The organism is Segatella copri, from assembly GCF_949820605.1.
Classification (GTDB): Bacteria; Bacteroidota; Bacteroidia; order Bacteroidales; family Bacteroidaceae; genus Prevotella.
The window spans coordinates 2406557-2423024 of the sequence record NZ_CATKVU010000006.1 but is presented as its reverse complement, the minus strand read 5'-3'; the positions used below and the strand labels follow the sequence as shown (position 1 = coordinate 2423024).

The window sequence follows — 16468 nt, the reverse complement described above, 5'->3', positions numbered from 1 at the left end:
TAATACTAAATGAATAATGATAGTATGAATTCAAGATTCAAATCATATAATTATAAGCTTTTTGTAGCAAGTCTCGTGGCTTTGGCTCCTCTTGGTGCCAATGCCAAGACTGCACAGACAAGCGAATCCGACACAGCCAGTGCCGACAAGGAGATGGTTCAGGTGGCTTACCGAAAGGTAGCCAAGGATGATATCTTGGGCGGTGTGTCTGTAGTCGATGTAGAGAACTTGATGAAGAAGAACTACCATACTTATAGCCTCGACAATATGCAAGGTTATGTAGGTGGTTGGAATGGCAATTCTCTCTGGGGTATGGATGCCGATAACGCTGGTTATCTCGTCTTGGTAGATGGTGTGCCTCGTGAAGCTAACAACGTTCAACCAAGTGAGATTGCACAGATTTCTTTCCTCAAGGGTGCGCAGGCTGTGGTGCTCTATGGTAGCAAGGCTGCCAAGGGTGCTGTAGTCATAACCACCAAGCGTGGTCATAATGACGGCTTGAAGGTCGAGGTGCAGGCTAATGCAGGTTTGAATGTAGCAAAGTCTTATCCTGAGTATCTTAGCAGTGCAGAGTATATGACTCTCTATAACGAGGCTCGTCGTAATGATGGTCTGTCTGAGCTTTATTCTTCTGAGGATATCTATAATCATGGAGCAGGTTTGAACCCTTATCGTTATCCTAATCTCGATTTCTATTCTTCTGATTATCTCAGAAAGATGAACAGCCGTTATGAGGCTACTGCAGAAATCAGCGGTGGTGGTAAGCGAGCTCACTTCTATAGCAATATCAACTATTATCGCCAGGGCGATTATTTCAAGTTTGGTGAGGCTAAGAATAATAATACCCAGCGCTTCAGCGTTCGTGGTAATGTGGATATAGACATTACTGATGATATTAAGGCTTGGGTCAACTCCAGTGCAACCTTCTATGATTCTCATTCTGCAAAGGGTAATTACTGGGAAGCTGCTGCTACTTGGCGTCCTAATTTTCCACAGAATGCAGCTCCTCTTATCTCCACAGATATGATAGCCCCTAATGCTAAGGCTGCTTGGGACTTGATGAGCGTTGCGAAGTTGGTAGATGGCAAATACTTTCTTGCTGGTACTCAGGCAAACTCTTCCAATGTTTTTGCTGACATCTATTCTGCAGGAAGTAGTAAATTTACTAGTCGTCAATTCCAGTTTGATACGGGTATCAATATCAACTTGCACAAGGTGTTGAAGGGCTTGTCTTTCGAGACTCATTTCGCAGTCGACTATGCTACCTCTTATAATACTTCTTTCGATAATAGCTATGCTGTTTATATCCCAACATGGGCTAACATTGATGGCAAGGATATGATTGTCGCATTGAAGAAGGAAGGTGAGGATAAAAAGTCTGGCAACCAGAACATCAGTGGAAGTACAGATAACCAGACCATGTTTTTCTCTGGTCAGTTCAACTACAACAATACTTTCAACAAGGTTCACAATCTGTCGGCAATGTTGATAGCTTCTGGCTTCCAGCAGTCGAAGTCTGGACAGTATCATAAGAACTCTAGTGCCAATCTTGCATTCGATGCTTCTTACAATTATGACCAGAAATATTATGCAGATTTTGGATTAGCTGCCATCCACTCTGCCCAGTTGGCTCCAGGTCATCGCGAGGCTCTCTCACCATCACTTTCTTTGGGTTGGAGACTCAAGAATGAGGCTTTCTTGAAGAATTCCAAGGTGGTAGATGACATGCTGATTAGTGTATCAGGTAGTATTATCAATGAGGATATTGATATAGCAAATGGTGACAAACGCTACTATCTCTATCAGAGTATTTGGACTTCTGATTACGGCTATGGATGGTATGATGGAGCTAGCGATAAATACACCTATTCAAAAAGAGGTGAGAACAAAGACCTTGATTTTATCAAGCGCAAAGAGTTGTCTCTGAATTTCAAGACATCCTTGTGGCAAAAATTGGTGACATTGGATGCAAGTTTCTTCATCAATTCGATGGAGGGTTATCTTATCTCTTCGCCAACATTCTATCCATCTCATTTGAATACTGGTTATCCAGCGGCTTCGTTTATGCCTGTACTGAATTACAACAATAATCGTAGAGTAGGATTTGATTTCGCAGCCAACTTCAATAAGAAGGTAGGTGATGTGGATCTCTCACTTGGTGTGACTGGTACTTACTATACAACCAAGGCTACCAAACGAGATGAGAACAACGTAGAGCAGTATCAGAACAGACAAGGAAAGGCACTTGATGGCATTTGGGGCTACAAGAGCGCAGGTCTCTTCCAAAGCGAGGAGGAAATCAAAAATTCTCCAGACCAAAGCTATTTTGGTGGAACAGTTAAACCTGGTGACATCAAGTATGTGGATGTAAATGGTGATAATAAAATTGACCAATACGACCAAGTCTTCTTGGGTAAGGGTGGTTGGTACGGAGCACCATTCACGCTTGGTGTCAATCTTACAGCTAAGTGGAAGAACTTTACCTTCTTCGCTCTTGGTACCGGTAACTTCGGTGCTTGGGGTGTCAAGAATAATTCTTATTGGTGGGTAAAGGGCGATAGCAAATATTCTGCTGTAGTTCGTAACCGATGGACTGAGGAAACAAAAGAGACTGCAACCTATCCTCGTTTGACATCTCTTGATGGTAACAACAACTTCCAGACATCAGACTTCTGGATGTACAAGACAGATGCATTCCGCTTGGCTAAGGTCCAGATAACTTACGACTTGCCTAGTACTTTGTTCCAAAAGACATGGCTTAAGGGGTTGTCGGCATACGTAAGCGGAGCTAACTTGCTTACCATTTCAGGAGAGCGCGAAGTCTTAGAGATGAACGTTGGGTCTGCGCCTCAGACACGCTATTATAATATAGGTGTGAAGGCAACATTCTAATCATTTTAAAATGTAGAAAGAAATGAAAGTAAAAAATATATTTATATTAGCAGCAATGTCGCTTACTTTGGCTTCTTGCTCAGATCTCTTCGAGCCTGCAGATGAAAACAACCGTGGCTTGGATGAGATTTACAATGAGCCAACATACGCTCAGGGACTATTGGGATATGGTTATGCCATGCTTCCTTACAATACGAAGAGTGTTACTGATGTTGCTACAGATGACGCTGTAAGCAATGACTTGACAAATGGCTATCTCAAGATGGCTACAGGTTCTTGGACTGCTAATAGCGATCCTATGTCTAAATGGACAAATGGTCGTGCTAGTATCCAATATCTCAATATCTTCCTTCAGGAGGTAGATAAGGTAAACTGGGCAAAGGACGAGAATGCCCGTAAGATGTATTGTGATAGTCGTAAAGGTGAAGCTTATGCTTTGAGAGCTCTCAACTTGTATTATCTTTTGATGAATCATGGTGGATGGACAGCCGATGGCAAACTGCTTGGTGTTCCTAATTTGACAGAACCAGAGACTTCTACTGATGATTTCAACAAGCCACGTAATACATTCCAAGAGTGCTTGGATCAAATCTATAGCGATTTGGACGAGGCTGCCAAGCTTCTCCCTCTTGATTACAATGATTTGACTGATGATAACGCTGTTCCTGCCAAGTATAAGGAAATCGGTGTAAAGACCGCAGGAGACTACAACCGTGTGTTTGGTTCCATTATGCGTGGTCGTATCAGCGGTCGTATCGCTGAGGCTATTCGCTCACAGGTATCTTTGCTTGCAGCTAGTCCTGCTTTCTCTGAAGGTACAAACGTGGATTATGCTAAGGCTGCTGACGATGCAGCTACCGTTCTTGATCGTATCAATGGTGTGAATGGTTTGTCGGCTACAGGTAATAATTGGTTTATGCAAACCAAGGAAATAGATGCGCTTGGCTCAGGTGCTTGCCCTGCTGAAATTCTTTGGCGTGGCAGTCGTACCAATGGTTCTGAAGATTATGATTTTGGTCTGAACCAAGAGGCTGATAATTTCCCTCCGTCTCTTTATGGTAAGGGTAGAATCAACCCAACTCAGAATCTGGTCGATGCATTCCCTGCTGTAAATGGTTATCCTATCACCGATGCTCGTTCTGAGTATGATAAGTTGAATCCTTACAGCAATCGAGATCCTCGTCTTGACCTTTATATCATTCATGATGGTAGTACTTATAAGGGAAAGACCATTCATACAGACATTACGACGGCTAATAACAATGATGGTTTGAATAAGATTTCCAATTCTACTCGTACAGGCTATTACATGAAAAAGCTGTTGCGTGAGGATTGTAATCCTGACCCTAATGCAAAGAATGCTCAGTATCATTATCCTGTGTATATTCGCTATACTGAGATATTCCTCGATTACGCTGAGGCTGCCAACGAGGCTTGGGGACCACAGGGTAAGGGATCTCACAACTACTCAGCTTACGATGTAATCAAGGCAATCCGTGAGCGTGCCGGGGTTGGCGAGTTTGGCGAGGATCCATACTTGGATGAGTGCGCTGGTAGCAAAGAGAAAATGCGTGAGTTGATTCGCAACGAGCGTCGTTTGGAACTTTGTTTTGAAAATAAGCGCTTTAGCGACCTTCGCCGTTGGAAAGCTCCTCTAAATGAGGCTGTGCGTGGTATAGAAATCACTTCAGAGGCTGGTGCCCCATTATACAAAGTCATGAAGGTTGAGGATCGCAACTATAAAGATTACATGTATTACGGTCCTATACCACAGAGCGAAATGTTGAAGTGGAGCAACTTGCAGCAGAATAAGGGCTGGGAAGTAAAAAATAACGACTAATATTTAAAATGATGAAAACAATGAAGATAAGCAAATATTTGTCCATGGCTGCATTGGGAATCTTGGCTTTTGGCTTTAACTCTTGTGAGAATGGCAACCAAGAATTTCCTGATTATGAGGGCGGTACTACTGTATATTATCCTTATCAGTATATCGAACGTTCTGTAGTTTTAGGCAATGATGAGAATCGCGATAATACGGATGATAACAATCATGTATTGTATATCGTATCTACAATGGGTGGAGCATATAATGGAAAGAACATCACATTGAATGTAGATGTTGATAATTCATTGTGTGACAATCTGTATTTTGAGGATGGAGTCACTCCTGTAAAGCCAATGCCTAGCAATTATTATACAATTCCTACCAAGACGGTTGCGTATAATGGGAAAATGCAGGGACGTCTTCAGGTTAAGTTGGAGGATGCTTTTTTTGCTGCCCCTGATTGTGCAAAGAATACATATGTAATCCCAGTTCGCATCAAGGATTTGGTGGGAGCCGATTCTATTCTTTCGGGTTCTCCTGCCGTTGCAGGTACAACTCCTGTTCGTACTGATGCTTCAGCTTGGTTAATTGCTCCTAAGGATTATATCCTTTATTGCGTTAAGTTTATGAATCCATGGGATGGCTATTATTTCCGTAGAGGAACTGACAAGATTACAGAGAATGGACAAACTCATGAGGTAAAGCGTGAAGGTGCAACTCTTGAAAAGGATGAAGTGAGTCGAATTACAACCAAGAGTTTGAAGGAATGTAATTTCGTAGTCTCTGTAAATAAAGCTGACGGCAAAAAGGTCACTTGCAACTTGAAACTTACGTTCGATGATAATGGTAATTGTACCGTTACTTCTGATACAGAGGGCATGACTGCTTCTGGTTCAGGAAAGTTTGTAGAAAAGGGAGCAAAGTTGGCTTGGGGTAACAAGGATCGTGACATCCTGACTCTCAATTACAAGGTTGATTTCGGTTCTGGCATTGTTTTGGAAACATCCGATCAGTTTGTTGCCCAGACTCGTGGTAACACCAATGGTGTTGTTCAATTCAGTCCTCAGTATATCAAGAAGTAATATTCTTGATAGATAAGTGTCATTCTAATAATTTGATTATTATGAAATTGAAAAATATTAATTTAGGTTTAGGCTTGATGGCTCTCTTGGCTTTGTCTTCTTGTGCTGATGACAAGTTCTCGGAGTACAGAACTGATATGACCAAGAATTTGAAGGATTATCAGTATCTGAATAACTACGAGCCTTTGAAGAAATACGTGGAAGATATGAAAGCTGCCGGCAAGTGCAATCCCGACTTTAAGTTGGGCATTGCGCTCGAAGCAGCCGAATTCAACAAGCAGGGACTTGTATATTGTCTTGCTGGTAGCAATTTCAACGAGACTGTAGCCGGCAACGCCATGAAGATGGCTTCTTGTGTTGCTGATGATGGTCGCATGAATTTTGATAATGTAAGTGAATATGTTAAGAATGCCACAGATGCAGGTCTTTCGGTTTATGGCCATACCTTGGCTTGGCATGCTCAGCAGCCTAACAAGTACCTCAAAAATCTTATCAAGGATAAGGAACTGCCACCTGATCCAAATGGTGGAAACAAGTACTTGCAGATTACTTGTGGCGAACCTGGTGCCAATAAATGGGATAAACAGATTAGTTATGCCTTGCCTAAGGCATTGGTTAAGGGACAAAGTTACGTGATGACCGTTAAGGTAAAGGCTTCGGATGGTGGAACTTTTGCTGCTTGGCCTATTTGGGAAGCAAGTGATAATAAAAACCAATGGGGTGGTAGTAATGATGTTCAGTATATGGCTGATTATGACATCACTAAGGATTATTCTACTTTGAAGTGGGAATTTACAGCCAATTTCCCTATTGATAAGCTTCAGTTTGTGTTCGGTAACGTAGGAGGAACCATTTCTTGCGATGACTTTAAGTTGACGAAAGCTGGTTCTGATGAGAATCTTATTGAAAATGGAGACTTTGCAAAAGAGTCGGCTCGTGGTTGGAAAACGACTGGCTGTACCATCAAGGTGGCTTCTGCAGCCGCAGCTAAAGAGGTTGAACTACTAGTTCATGAGCGAACCTATACTGATGGACCTTTCCCATTCTATGTAATGGGTGGTTGTAAACCTCCTGTTGTTAATGGTGCTATCCATTTTGTTCCAACAGGAGATTGGTCTCAGTTCTTTGTTATGCCAGGTGGCGAAAATCATCTTTCAGAGGGTAATTATGTGGTTTATTTGGATATGACTTCTTCCAAGGCTGCTAGTGGAGTAGAATTGACTATGCAGAATGGTTGGGGTAAAAGTGACCAGGCTATTACTAAAAGTGTACCTGTTTCTGCTGGTCGTCATACCGTAAAACTTCCGATGTCTAATATTGTTGGAGGTAATTATGATATTATCTTGAAACCACAGACTGCAGATGCTACTTTGGATGTACATTCTGTTAAGGTTTTTCAGGTCAAGAATCTCAATTCTATTCCTCTTACTGATGAGGAAAAGAAGAAAGCACTTACTCCTGTTTTGCAGAAGTGGATTTACGGCATGATGGAAGCTACCGAGGGCAAGGTGAAGGCTTGGGACGTTGTGAACGAGGCCCTTTCTGGTGAAGATAAAGATAAAGATGGCAAGTTCGAATTGCAGTCTGCTAAACGAGGCAACGTTTCAGCTGACGATGCAAAGAACAATTTCTACTGGCAGGATTACCTGGGTGACATTGAGTATGTTCGCACTGCTGTAGCTGCAGCTCGCAAGGGCTTTGCTGATGCTGGTGGAAACCCTGAGGATTTGAAGCTCTTCGTCAATGACTATAACTTGGAGAGCGATTGGGACGACAATGGCAAGTTGAGGAGTTTGATGCAGTGGATTCATGATTGGGAAGCTGATGGCGTGACCAAGATTGATGGTATCGGCAGTCAGATGCACGTTTCATGCTGCATGGATCCTGTTGAGCAGAAAAAAAGAGAGGATGCTTACGTGAACATGCTCAACCTGATGGTTAGTACAGGTAAGTTGGTTCGTATTTCTGAGTTGGATATGGGCTTGGAGGTTCCGAACTTGGATAAGAACAGCAAAGCCCCATATATCCAAGTAAAGACTACTGATATGACCGAGGAACAGCACAAGGCAATGCGTGCTTACTACGAGTTTATCGTCAAGAAGTATCTTGAGATTGTTCCTAAGAATCAGCAGTGGGGTATCTGCCAGTGGTGTGCTACTGACAGTCCTGCCAATAGTGGTTGGCGTGCTGGTTTGCCTACTGGACTCTGGGATTTGGATTATTATCGCAAGCACACCTATGGTGGCTTTGCAGCAGGTCTTGGCGCTCCAGAATATTGGAAGGAAGCCAAGTAATTACTCTAAAAGACATTAGTTTTAGGTTTATCATACAAAGATTAACCGAAAAAAGATGTTAGTCGTTAAGGTTGGCTGTGTTGTGATGACACGGTCAACCTTTTTGCGTTTTTTTAATGATGAAAATATTCTCTTTCTCCTATGTGTCATTCTTGAAAGAGATTGTCTAGTGTTACTTCGCTATTTACTATGCTTGAATGGATGCCATTGGCAACACCAAATGTTGTGACAAAGGTATTTACCAATGATTTTGTGCAATGGGTTCGGTCTCTGAATAATTCCATCCTATTGCGCAGCTTTATCTCATAATCTGCTGAAATTTTGTATTGGGCTTGACTAAATTTCATCTCGCAGAGGTTGATGACTCGGTCGGCACGCTCTATGATGAGATCTATTTGGGCTCCTCTCTGATTCTTGGTTTTGTCAGCTTTGTCAAACCAAATGTAAGCCTCGCTAGCCACGCCACCAATATTCAATGCCTTGCGTATTTGGCTGATATGGAACAAACAGAGTAATTCGAAAGTTAAACCTTGCCATGCCTCAACACTGTGAGAGAGATAATGCTTGCTCCACCATTGCTCATCAAAGGAGTCGATATTGGGCTCTATATACTTTAAATAAAATAAGGTATAAAAGTCTGTCAACTTATATAGGCGGTTTTGCGTCTTCTTGCCATAATATCTGAACTTCATGATGAAGTCACATCTCTCCAGATTCTTTAATATCTGGCACAACTTCTTTCCGTCCAGTTTGGCTGTTTTAGCAATTTCTGCATTTGTCATGCCGCCTTTATGATTAGCCAAGAGCCTGACCACCTTGATGTAATTGTCTGCATGAGTAAATAAGGCTCCATATAATTCGTCAAATTCTTGTCTTAGTGCCCCTCCCTTGTTAAAGCACAGGGCATCAACATTCTGTACAAGGCTAAGACTTGGATCTATTAAACTCAGATAAAAAGGAATGCCTCCAAAGAACATATAGCATTGGGCTATCTGGAAGCGATCCCAAGAGCATCCCCGCGATTTTAGGTATAGTTCTGTCTCATACAAAGTAAATGGGCGTAAATATATCTGGCAAGTGATGCGAGCATGCAGACCTCCTTGGTTTTCTATGAGCTTGTCTACCATCCATGATGTGGCAGAACCGCTAGCGATGAAAACTATATCGCGACGACGGGCTGCCCATCCATTCCAAAAGTTTTCAAATGCTGGAGTGAAGTCGGAACGCAAGGAATCTATCCAAGGCATTTCGTCTACAAAGATTATCTTTTTGCGGTCTTCTGGCAAGGATGACAGATATTCTTCCAAAACATCAAAGGCATCAAACCAATCTGATAATTTGCGAGCTGATGTCTCGCCCATGGCTTGTTTTAATGCTTTGGCAAAACTGCGCAATTGGGTGCGTTGGGGGAGATTGTGTCCTCCAACGAAAGTGAAGTCGTACTTCCGACCAAAGAATTCATCTACTAGATAAGTCTTGCCGACACGTCTTCTACCATAAACGATAACAAGTTCAGAGCGATCTGAGTCTATACAACGTTGAAGCTCTGCCTTTTCTTTATCTCGTCCGATTATTAAATCTGCTTTCATACTTCTAATGTTTTGGTTCGACTGCAAAATTACGATATTTTTCCTTAAAATGGCACGAAAACGCACTTTTTCTCACTTTTTTTTCGAGAAAAAGTGCGTTTTCGTGCCAAAATCTTTAATTTGGCTTCCCAGAGAAGGATGTGATGTATTAGGCTCATCTGTATAGATTTCCTCTGTTTTGACCAAACATTTGGGGAATCTGGAATATTTTGGGTAAAAACATTTGGGGAATCTGGAATATTTGTTTATTTGACTTTTCCTGATTTCCTCTTCAAATAGGTTTGATGGTGTATCATTTTCGTTATAATGTTGGCTATCAAACCTATTTGGTATTTCTCACAAAGTATTTGTTACACCCCGCAAAGTCTTTTTCAGCCTTTTCTGTTACTTTTGCCATCAGATTTGAGAAACTTCTCAATTTTATAACTGGATTTATTAACTTAATAACAAATTGTAAAGCTTATGAAAAAGTTATTTACTTTGATTGCTGCCGCATTGATGGCAGTTGGTGCTAACGCTCAGACAGCGCAGAACTTATTTTTTGGTGGTGCGGGTACAAATGCAACTATCAAAACTCATGATGGTTCTAGTCTCCCTGAACTTTTCACATGTACCCAAAAGTATGGTGCCATTAATTTGCTCGGCGGAAAAAAATCTATTTCTGGGGATGAATACAAGGGATTGAAGGTTGTCTTTTCCGATTTCCAGGCTGTTGGTAAAGAAGGTGTGAATATCATTGTTGGTGTGAAAGCGGCTGATTATTCTACTTCATACAAGTGTGACCCCGTTCAGTATGCAGGTCTTTCAGGTGATGGTGAGATGGTAGTTACATTTAATGAAACTTTTAAGGGAAAGAATATAGATTTACTCGATCTTCAGGGATTAGCCCCAGGAGTTGAGGTTAGTCTGAAGAAGGTTTATCTTATCAAGAACGATGACACTCTAGAAGAAGTGCCCTTTAGTATTTCCTTTGGATGGAATAAGTCTGTCGTAGGTAAGGCTGCTTATGCTGATCCTATTATCGTATTTCCGGGTCAGTATAGTTTGATTACTGTTTCTACAGATGAAAACGGAACTTTGGCTACTTTTGACGTTAATTCTGATTCAAAACAGGAGTATATTGTAGAGTTTGAAGAACCTACAACTGCTGGTCTTAATCTTGGTTGTAATACTGATGTAAAGGATGAAACTGTTACATGGGACGCTAAGATAGCTCTTTATTTCCCAGTAGAGCCTGGATCCAGCAAAGCTTCTTGCGTGATTTCTAAGGAAAATGTCTTGGCTAAAACAGATAAGGCAACCAAAGTTGTCAGTGTGTTCCTACAGAATACAGACTCTAAAGCCCAAACTGTAAAAATCAAAAGTATCAAGCGTGTAACTACTACAGCTACCGGTATTTCTAAGGTAGAGAATCTGAAGGTTGCTAAGGATGGCAAGTGCTTCAACCTCGCTGGTCAGCAGGTAGGTAAGAACTATAAGGGCGTTGTCATCAAGAATGGTAAAAAGATGGTTATCAAGTAATAGATGAGACGTTTTACAATGCTCGCATCGTACTATATATACCTGTTGGCGGAATTAAAAAACCGCCTGAAAATTAGTATATTTTTATGGAGAAAAAGTTGTGCATCTCGTTGATTTTTAGTAACTTTGTAGTGTCCAATTATAAAGTTATATATTTCACGCTATGCACAACTTGTATGCAAATTTCGTAAAAATTCTTGAGATATGCAAGGATTTCTCCAAAAATTTAGTTAATGAGCTAGGAAATATTCCTCGCCCTGGAGTCGTACCACGTTTTTCAGACCTCGAAGTTGTTGCTTTGAGCTTGACAGCCGAGCATCTTAGCATCGACAGTGAAAACAACTTGTTCGATAGGCTGAAGGAGTATAAGGCAGATATGCCAAATCTGATTTCTCGACGCCAGTTCAATGACAGGCGAAAGTTCACTGCGGAACTATGTGAGAAGATTCGTAAGCGCATAGCGTCAAAGATGGATGGCGCAGAAGAATATTTCTGCATAGATTCCAAACCAATAGAGGTGTGTCGCTTGTCCAGAGGCTTGCGTTGCAAGATGAAAGGAACAGACGTAACAAACTCTCCTGCATTTGGCTATTGCGCTACTCAGAAGATATACTACTTTGGGTATAAGCTCCACGCTGTCTGTGGGTTAAGTGGAGTTATCCACTCGTATGACCTGAGTCCAGCTAATGTTCATGACATTCATTTTCTTAAAGATGTAAAGTTTCAATTCCATGACTGTTGCATCCTTGGCGATCGTGCTTACCTCAGTGCGGAACTACAGCAAGACTTGTTTTCTTCTGTAGGCATCAAGTTGGAAGTTCCATATCGCTTGAACATGAAGAATTGGCGACCAACATTTAAGCCTTATGCTAAGGCGAGGAAGAGAATCGAGACAAATTTCTCTCAACTTTGTGATCACTTCATGCTCTTCCGAAACTATGCTAAGCAAACACCAGGACTGTTTACCCGAATCATTGGGAAAATCAGCGCATTTACAGTCTTGCAATATATTAATTATGTAAACAACAGACCGATTGGCAGGGTTAAGTATGCGCTAAATTAATTCCGCCAACGGGTTATATATAATAATGTGAACGATGATGTAGAATCTATATAATATAAATATTAAACAAATGGTATAAAAAATCCCAGGATCGCTCTTCCAAGCGGTTCTGGGATTTATTATGGTGATATTTGTCATCAATATCTCCGCTATTATATTTTTTATGTATTGCTCAGATTCTTAATGATTTCCAAAGGTAGCTGGGTAGCTTTGGAAACCTGTTCGGCAGAAAGTCCCATTGCCAGCAATCGTTGTGCTGTTTCTGTGTTGGCCTCATGCTTGCCTTCTGCTCTACCTTTCTCCATACCTTTTTCCATACCTTTCTCCATGCCTTCTTCCATTCCTTTCTGATATCTGTCATCCAGAAGGGTTCTTTCAACACTTACCGAATCCCAGAATTTATCATAGGCACGGAGTTCGGCATCAGTAAAGCCGGAAATCTCCAGTTCTTCTGTTGTCGGCAGATATTGTTGCTGTTGTATCAGTTCATCTTCATTGAGTGACTGAAGGCTATTCAGAAGTTTTTTCAATCGATCGGGATGATTGCCGAATATCTTCTTGAACGTAAGGTCTGCCTTGGGATCTAAGTACTTCATAACCATCTGTTTTAAAAATCCATGCCGCAAAGTTACGGTTTTATTTTCATATCTGCAAGAGATTTCAGTGAAAAGTTTATGAAAAAGTAAGAGATTGCGTTTCTTATGTGACAGGACAAGGGTCTATATGCCACGATGACAAGTGGTGTATAGACCCTTGATTATATGGAGATTTTCGTAATCTACATCTCCGCTATTCTGTATTTATGATATGGCGGATGGCATGCAGGCGGTAACAATGCCGTTTACAACCCTTTGGGGATATGATACGGATGCTGACAGAGTCGGAATTTATGTGTTTTATGTTGTTTTCTTCACGAATAATTTGGTAGTTACAAATAAACAGTGTATCTTTGCAGCAGAAATGCTGCACTCGGTAATTTGAGAACAAATTTTCATTGTGCCTGTTTGCATTATCAATAAATCAAATAACAAAAATTCTGCTTATGGGAAAGATAGTAGATAAAACAGAGACTAAGATAGTTACGCTTGATGGAGTTGAGATTATCAAGCAGGTAACGAAGGTACTTATGCCTAATGGTAAGTACCGATATCCTACTGTGTATTTTACGGTTAACGATGATGTCAAGGCTCTGACAGCAGAACAATTAGACAAAATCCGCATCCCTGTCTACAAACAGTTAATTTGAAATTAATATGGAAGAAAGTGAAGGTTATCCCTTCGTCTTTCAAATGATAGACAGGGATAGTGCAGATGAATGGCTGATTGAAACTTTGCAATATAGATTCAAGTCAGCTAAATCTCATCATTCTTATATTGTAAGAGTTGAGCGTTATCAGGAACATGCTTATTGCGTGAAGTTCTTTGATAAGGCCAATATGAATAGTAAATTGAAATTTAGTCTTCGTACTAACACTTTTGAGCCAAGAATCATTTTCTATACATTGTTCCATATTATGCTTGATGTATTGAAAAGAGATAGCAAAGCCTCATTCTTCTTTGTTGGTGCAGAAGATGAAAATGATGAATTAGGAATGGCGACAAGACGATTTCGTGTATATAAGAAATTCACTACGTCTGTGGTATCTGAAAGATTATTCAAGCATTATGCAATAGAAAATGAGTCTTTGTATATTCTGATTAATAAGAACAGTTGTTCTGATTGTGATGATTTAGCCAAAAGAGTTACTGTTGCAGTAAAAAAACTATTCTCTCGTCATTAAAACATAATTAGGTTAACAGTATATATCTGATCACAGGAAACGACAAGGGTCTATATACCACGATGAACAGGTGGCGTATAGACTTGGTGAATGTTGAGTGTTGAATGAAAGAAATATGACGACAAAGAAAAAGGGCGCATCCGGATTGGATGCGCCCTAACTTGTTAAATAAAATCGGAGGGATTCTGCTCTTGAAAAACCCTCTTAATGGAAGAGAATCAGGAAGCATCCAGAAGGTACTGGAGCTTCGTGGCATCAAAACACGGACAGGCTTTCTGAACGCCAGGCAAATCGCGATGACCCAGGATGGTGCGGATGCCCGGAAAACGGTGGTGAAGATCCAGGATAAGATGCTTCATCGCCTCCTTCTGCTTAGGAGTGCGGGTGTCGCTGATGCAGCCCGATGGCGAAAGACCACCCTCGTAACAGATGCCTATGCTGTGCGCATTGTAACCGAGGGCATGAGAGCCCATACGCTCTACCGGGCGACAGGCATGAACCACTCCATCCAGCGTGATGTAGAAATGGTAGCCGATGTCAGTCCAGCCGTTGTTATGAACATGGTCGTAGCGCAGCATCTTCATCGTATAACGGTGATCGCAGCGGCTGCCGCTGCAATGCACCACTATCATATTGATGTCTCTCATAGGCTCCTTCTAAAGTCCACCTGCCGAAACGCCCAACGCCCCGAGGAGAGCTGTCAGTACGGTTACTGCAAACTTGAGAATCTCATTCCATTTCTGCTTGTTCTTTTCTGTCATAATCTATTCTGTTTTAAGAGGTTAATTATTCTAATCCGTCTCCTGTGTCACCGTTGCCAGTGCTACCCGTGCCGCCGGTCTGCTCGCCTGAGGTGTTGCCACCCGTGGTATCGCCGCCTGAAGAAGCATTGTCCTTGGCAGGCTTTTTCTTAGCCTCCTCAATGTCGAGAGTCTTGGCACCCTCCTTCTCAGCCTTGAGGGCAGCCTTCTGTACGGCACGTGATGCAACCTGCTCAAACTCCATACCTACGAAGATGTTGGCAAGATCGCTGCCCGGGATAAACTGGATGTTCACACCCTTGATGTTGATGTCGCTCTTAAATTCGGCTGCGGTTGCCGCACCCTCACTGGTAAGCTGGAGGCGGAACTTGCCCAACTCGCCGAAATCAATCTGGTTGCCTCGCTGCAACTCGATGATCATGTTCTCCTGCATACTGACCAGAACGGCTGTTACATCCGCATAGGATACAGTGGTCTGCATAGCGATCAACTTCGCAAACTTCTTGAGCGAAATAGACTCGTTCATCTGAGCACGTGCGTAGAACTTAGGAACTCCTGCTTTGTCACCAAATTTTGACGCAAGCTTTACTAAACTGTAATTAATTGCCATAATACATAAAATTTTAAAATTGTGAATAATAATATTGTGCACCGGTCTCTTCCCGAATGCTGATACAAAGATACAACATCGGCGGAGCCCTAGTTGTCCACTTTGGTACGATAAGTACCAGTTGTGCACTATTTGGCTCAATTATGTATACTTTTGCACGCAAGCGTATGCAGCAGAATACTGATATGGTTCAGTCAGCTACTCCAGATGGTTCTGTCAGCGAGTCAAGACGTCTCGATAAATCGACGGATACGACTCCGTTAGCCTACGTTGTCGAATCCTTAACCCGATGCAGTCGAATCCTTAACCTTGTCCAGACGTCTGCGTAACCCAGTGCAGCCATATCCTTAACCCGACGCAGCCGCTTCAGTTGGTAAACGGAAGTACATCATTTTTTCACCTCATTTGGGTGGGCAATGACTACCAGAGCAATTTAGTCTTTCAGAGGGTACCATGAGGGCCAATAATAGGTACCATCAGGGCCAATCATGTATTTTCTGATATGCCCGAATGACTATCTTGGCGAATCTTAAAAATGCAAGACATTGAATATTAAGCAGTTAGATGAGAAATTTTCTTTCCTATACTATACCAAGTATATTATATATATACATTTACATCAATTACACTATACGTAATACGGGAGGAAAGAACTTTTTTTTTCAACAAATCAGCCATTAAAATGCATTTTTCTCTTCAAAAAATTTGCATAAGTCTGAAATAAATATTACTTTTGCATCATGAAAGCGCGGAGAATGCGATTCTCCTCCCGATGAAGGACACCGGGAATTGCTTTCGGTTAAGGATTAGAACATAGCTCATTGAGTAGGACTTCCCATCCCGAAAGGTGAGTGACCAAAAGGTAATCCTTACAGGGCATTCTATGCCTGATAAATTTGATAAAAATTTATCGGCATGGATGCGAAGTAAGGACTTTTGGAAGCAAGAGCGATGATGGGAAAACTTTCCTTTGTGATTGTTCATTTATCTTGTTTGTTTCCTTACTCCAATTCCATGCCGGTTTTCAATAAACTATAACCAAGACTT

General features: G+C 41.6%; 12 protein-coding genes and 1 pseudogene. 8 read left to right on the top strand and 5 right to left on the bottom strand.

What is annotated here, in order from left to right; all coding sequences use genetic code 11:
• The first annotated feature begins 24 nt into the window (after positions 1-24).
• Genes RCO84_RS11140 through RCO84_RS11125 form a run of 4 tightly spaced genes read left to right on the top strand, consistent with a single transcriptional unit; the run spans position 25 to position 8096 of the window.
• Complete coding sequence (locus RCO84_RS11140) at positions 25-2892, top strand: SusC/RagA family TonB-linked outer membrane protein (protein WP_144152877.1); 2868 nt, start codon at positions 25-27, stop codon at positions 2890-2892.
• 22 nt (positions 2893-2914) lie between these two features.
• Positions 2915-4732, top strand: coding sequence for a RagB/SusD family nutrient uptake outer membrane protein (locus tag RCO84_RS11135; RefSeq protein ID WP_317572783.1), 1818 nt, complete (start codon positions 2915-2917; stop codon positions 4730-4732).
• Positions 4733-4752: 20 nt separating this feature from the next.
• Complete coding sequence (locus RCO84_RS11130; RefSeq protein WP_317572782.1) at positions 4753-5802, top strand: DUF5627 domain-containing protein; 1050 nt, start codon at positions 4753-4755, stop codon at positions 5800-5802.
• 41 nt (positions 5803-5843) lie between these two features.
• Complete coding sequence (locus tag RCO84_RS11125) at positions 5844-8096, top strand: endo-1,4-beta-xylanase (protein WP_317572781.1); 2253 nt, start codon at positions 5844-5846, stop codon at positions 8094-8096.
• A gap of 146 nt (positions 8097-8242) precedes the next feature.
• On the opposite strand, the gene RCO84_RS11120 is transcribed toward RCO84_RS11125, so the two are convergent.
• Positions 8243-9685: an AAA family ATPase gene (locus RCO84_RS11120; protein ID WP_317572780.1), complete on the bottom strand. Its 1443-nt coding sequence runs from the start codon at positions 9683-9685 to the stop codon at positions 8243-8245.
• Positions 9686-10147: 462 nt separating this feature from the next.
• Between RCO84_RS11120 and RCO84_RS11115 the strand changes: the two genes are divergently transcribed.
• Both RCO84_RS11115 and RCO84_RS11110 read left to right on the top strand, forming a co-directional pair.
• Complete coding sequence (locus RCO84_RS11115) at positions 10148-11206, top strand: hypothetical protein (protein ID WP_317585126.1); 1059 nt, start codon at positions 10148-10150, stop codon at positions 11204-11206.
• 86 nt (positions 11207-11292) lie between these two features.
• A pseudogene (locus tag RCO84_RS11110) lies at positions 11293-12269 on the top strand (IS982 family transposase).
• 161 nt (positions 12270-12430) lie between these two features.
• On the opposite strand, the gene RCO84_RS11105 reads toward RCO84_RS11110, so the two are convergent.
• The gene (locus RCO84_RS11105) at positions 12431-12865 is read right to left on the bottom strand and encodes a hypothetical protein (protein WP_317585124.1); all 435 of its coding nucleotides are present in this window, start codon (positions 12863-12865) and stop codon (positions 12431-12433) included.
• Between the two features lie 446 nt (positions 12866-13311).
• On the opposite strand from RCO84_RS11105, the gene RCO84_RS11100 reads away from it, so the two are divergent.
• Together RCO84_RS11100 and RCO84_RS11095 are read left to right on the top strand one after the other, a co-directional pair.
• Complete coding sequence (locus RCO84_RS11100; RefSeq protein WP_006846247.1) at positions 13312-13515, top strand: hypothetical protein; 204 nt, start codon at positions 13312-13314, stop codon at positions 13513-13515.
• A gap of 7 nt (positions 13516-13522) precedes the next feature.
• Positions 13523-14050, top strand: coding sequence for a hypothetical protein (locus RCO84_RS11095; protein ID WP_287617389.1), 528 nt, complete (start codon positions 13523-13525; stop codon positions 14048-14050).
• A 218-nt stretch (positions 14051-14268) separates the two neighbouring features.
• On the opposite strand, the gene RCO84_RS11090 is transcribed toward RCO84_RS11095, so the two are convergent.
• The 3 genes from RCO84_RS11090 to RCO84_RS11080 are packed head-to-tail and all read right to left on the bottom strand — an operon-like array spanning position 14269 to position 15421.
• The gene (locus RCO84_RS11090) at positions 14269-14697 is read right to left on the bottom strand and encodes an N-acetylmuramoyl-L-alanine amidase (protein WP_317585121.1); all 429 of its coding nucleotides are present in this window, start codon (positions 14695-14697) and stop codon (positions 14269-14271) included.
• Between the two features lie 9 nt (positions 14698-14706).
• Positions 14707-14811 carry a smalltalk protein gene (locus RCO84_RS11085; protein WP_022120813.1) on the bottom strand — a complete coding sequence of 35 codons (105 nt, stop codon included), beginning with the start codon at positions 14809-14811 and terminating at the stop codon, positions 14707-14709.
• 25 nt (positions 14812-14836) lie between these two features.
• Positions 14837-15421, bottom strand: a complete 585-nt coding sequence (locus tag RCO84_RS11080; protein ID WP_119236938.1) for an HU family DNA-binding protein — start codon at positions 15419-15421, stop codon at positions 14837-14839.
• Positions 15422-16468 lie beyond the last annotated feature (1047 nt).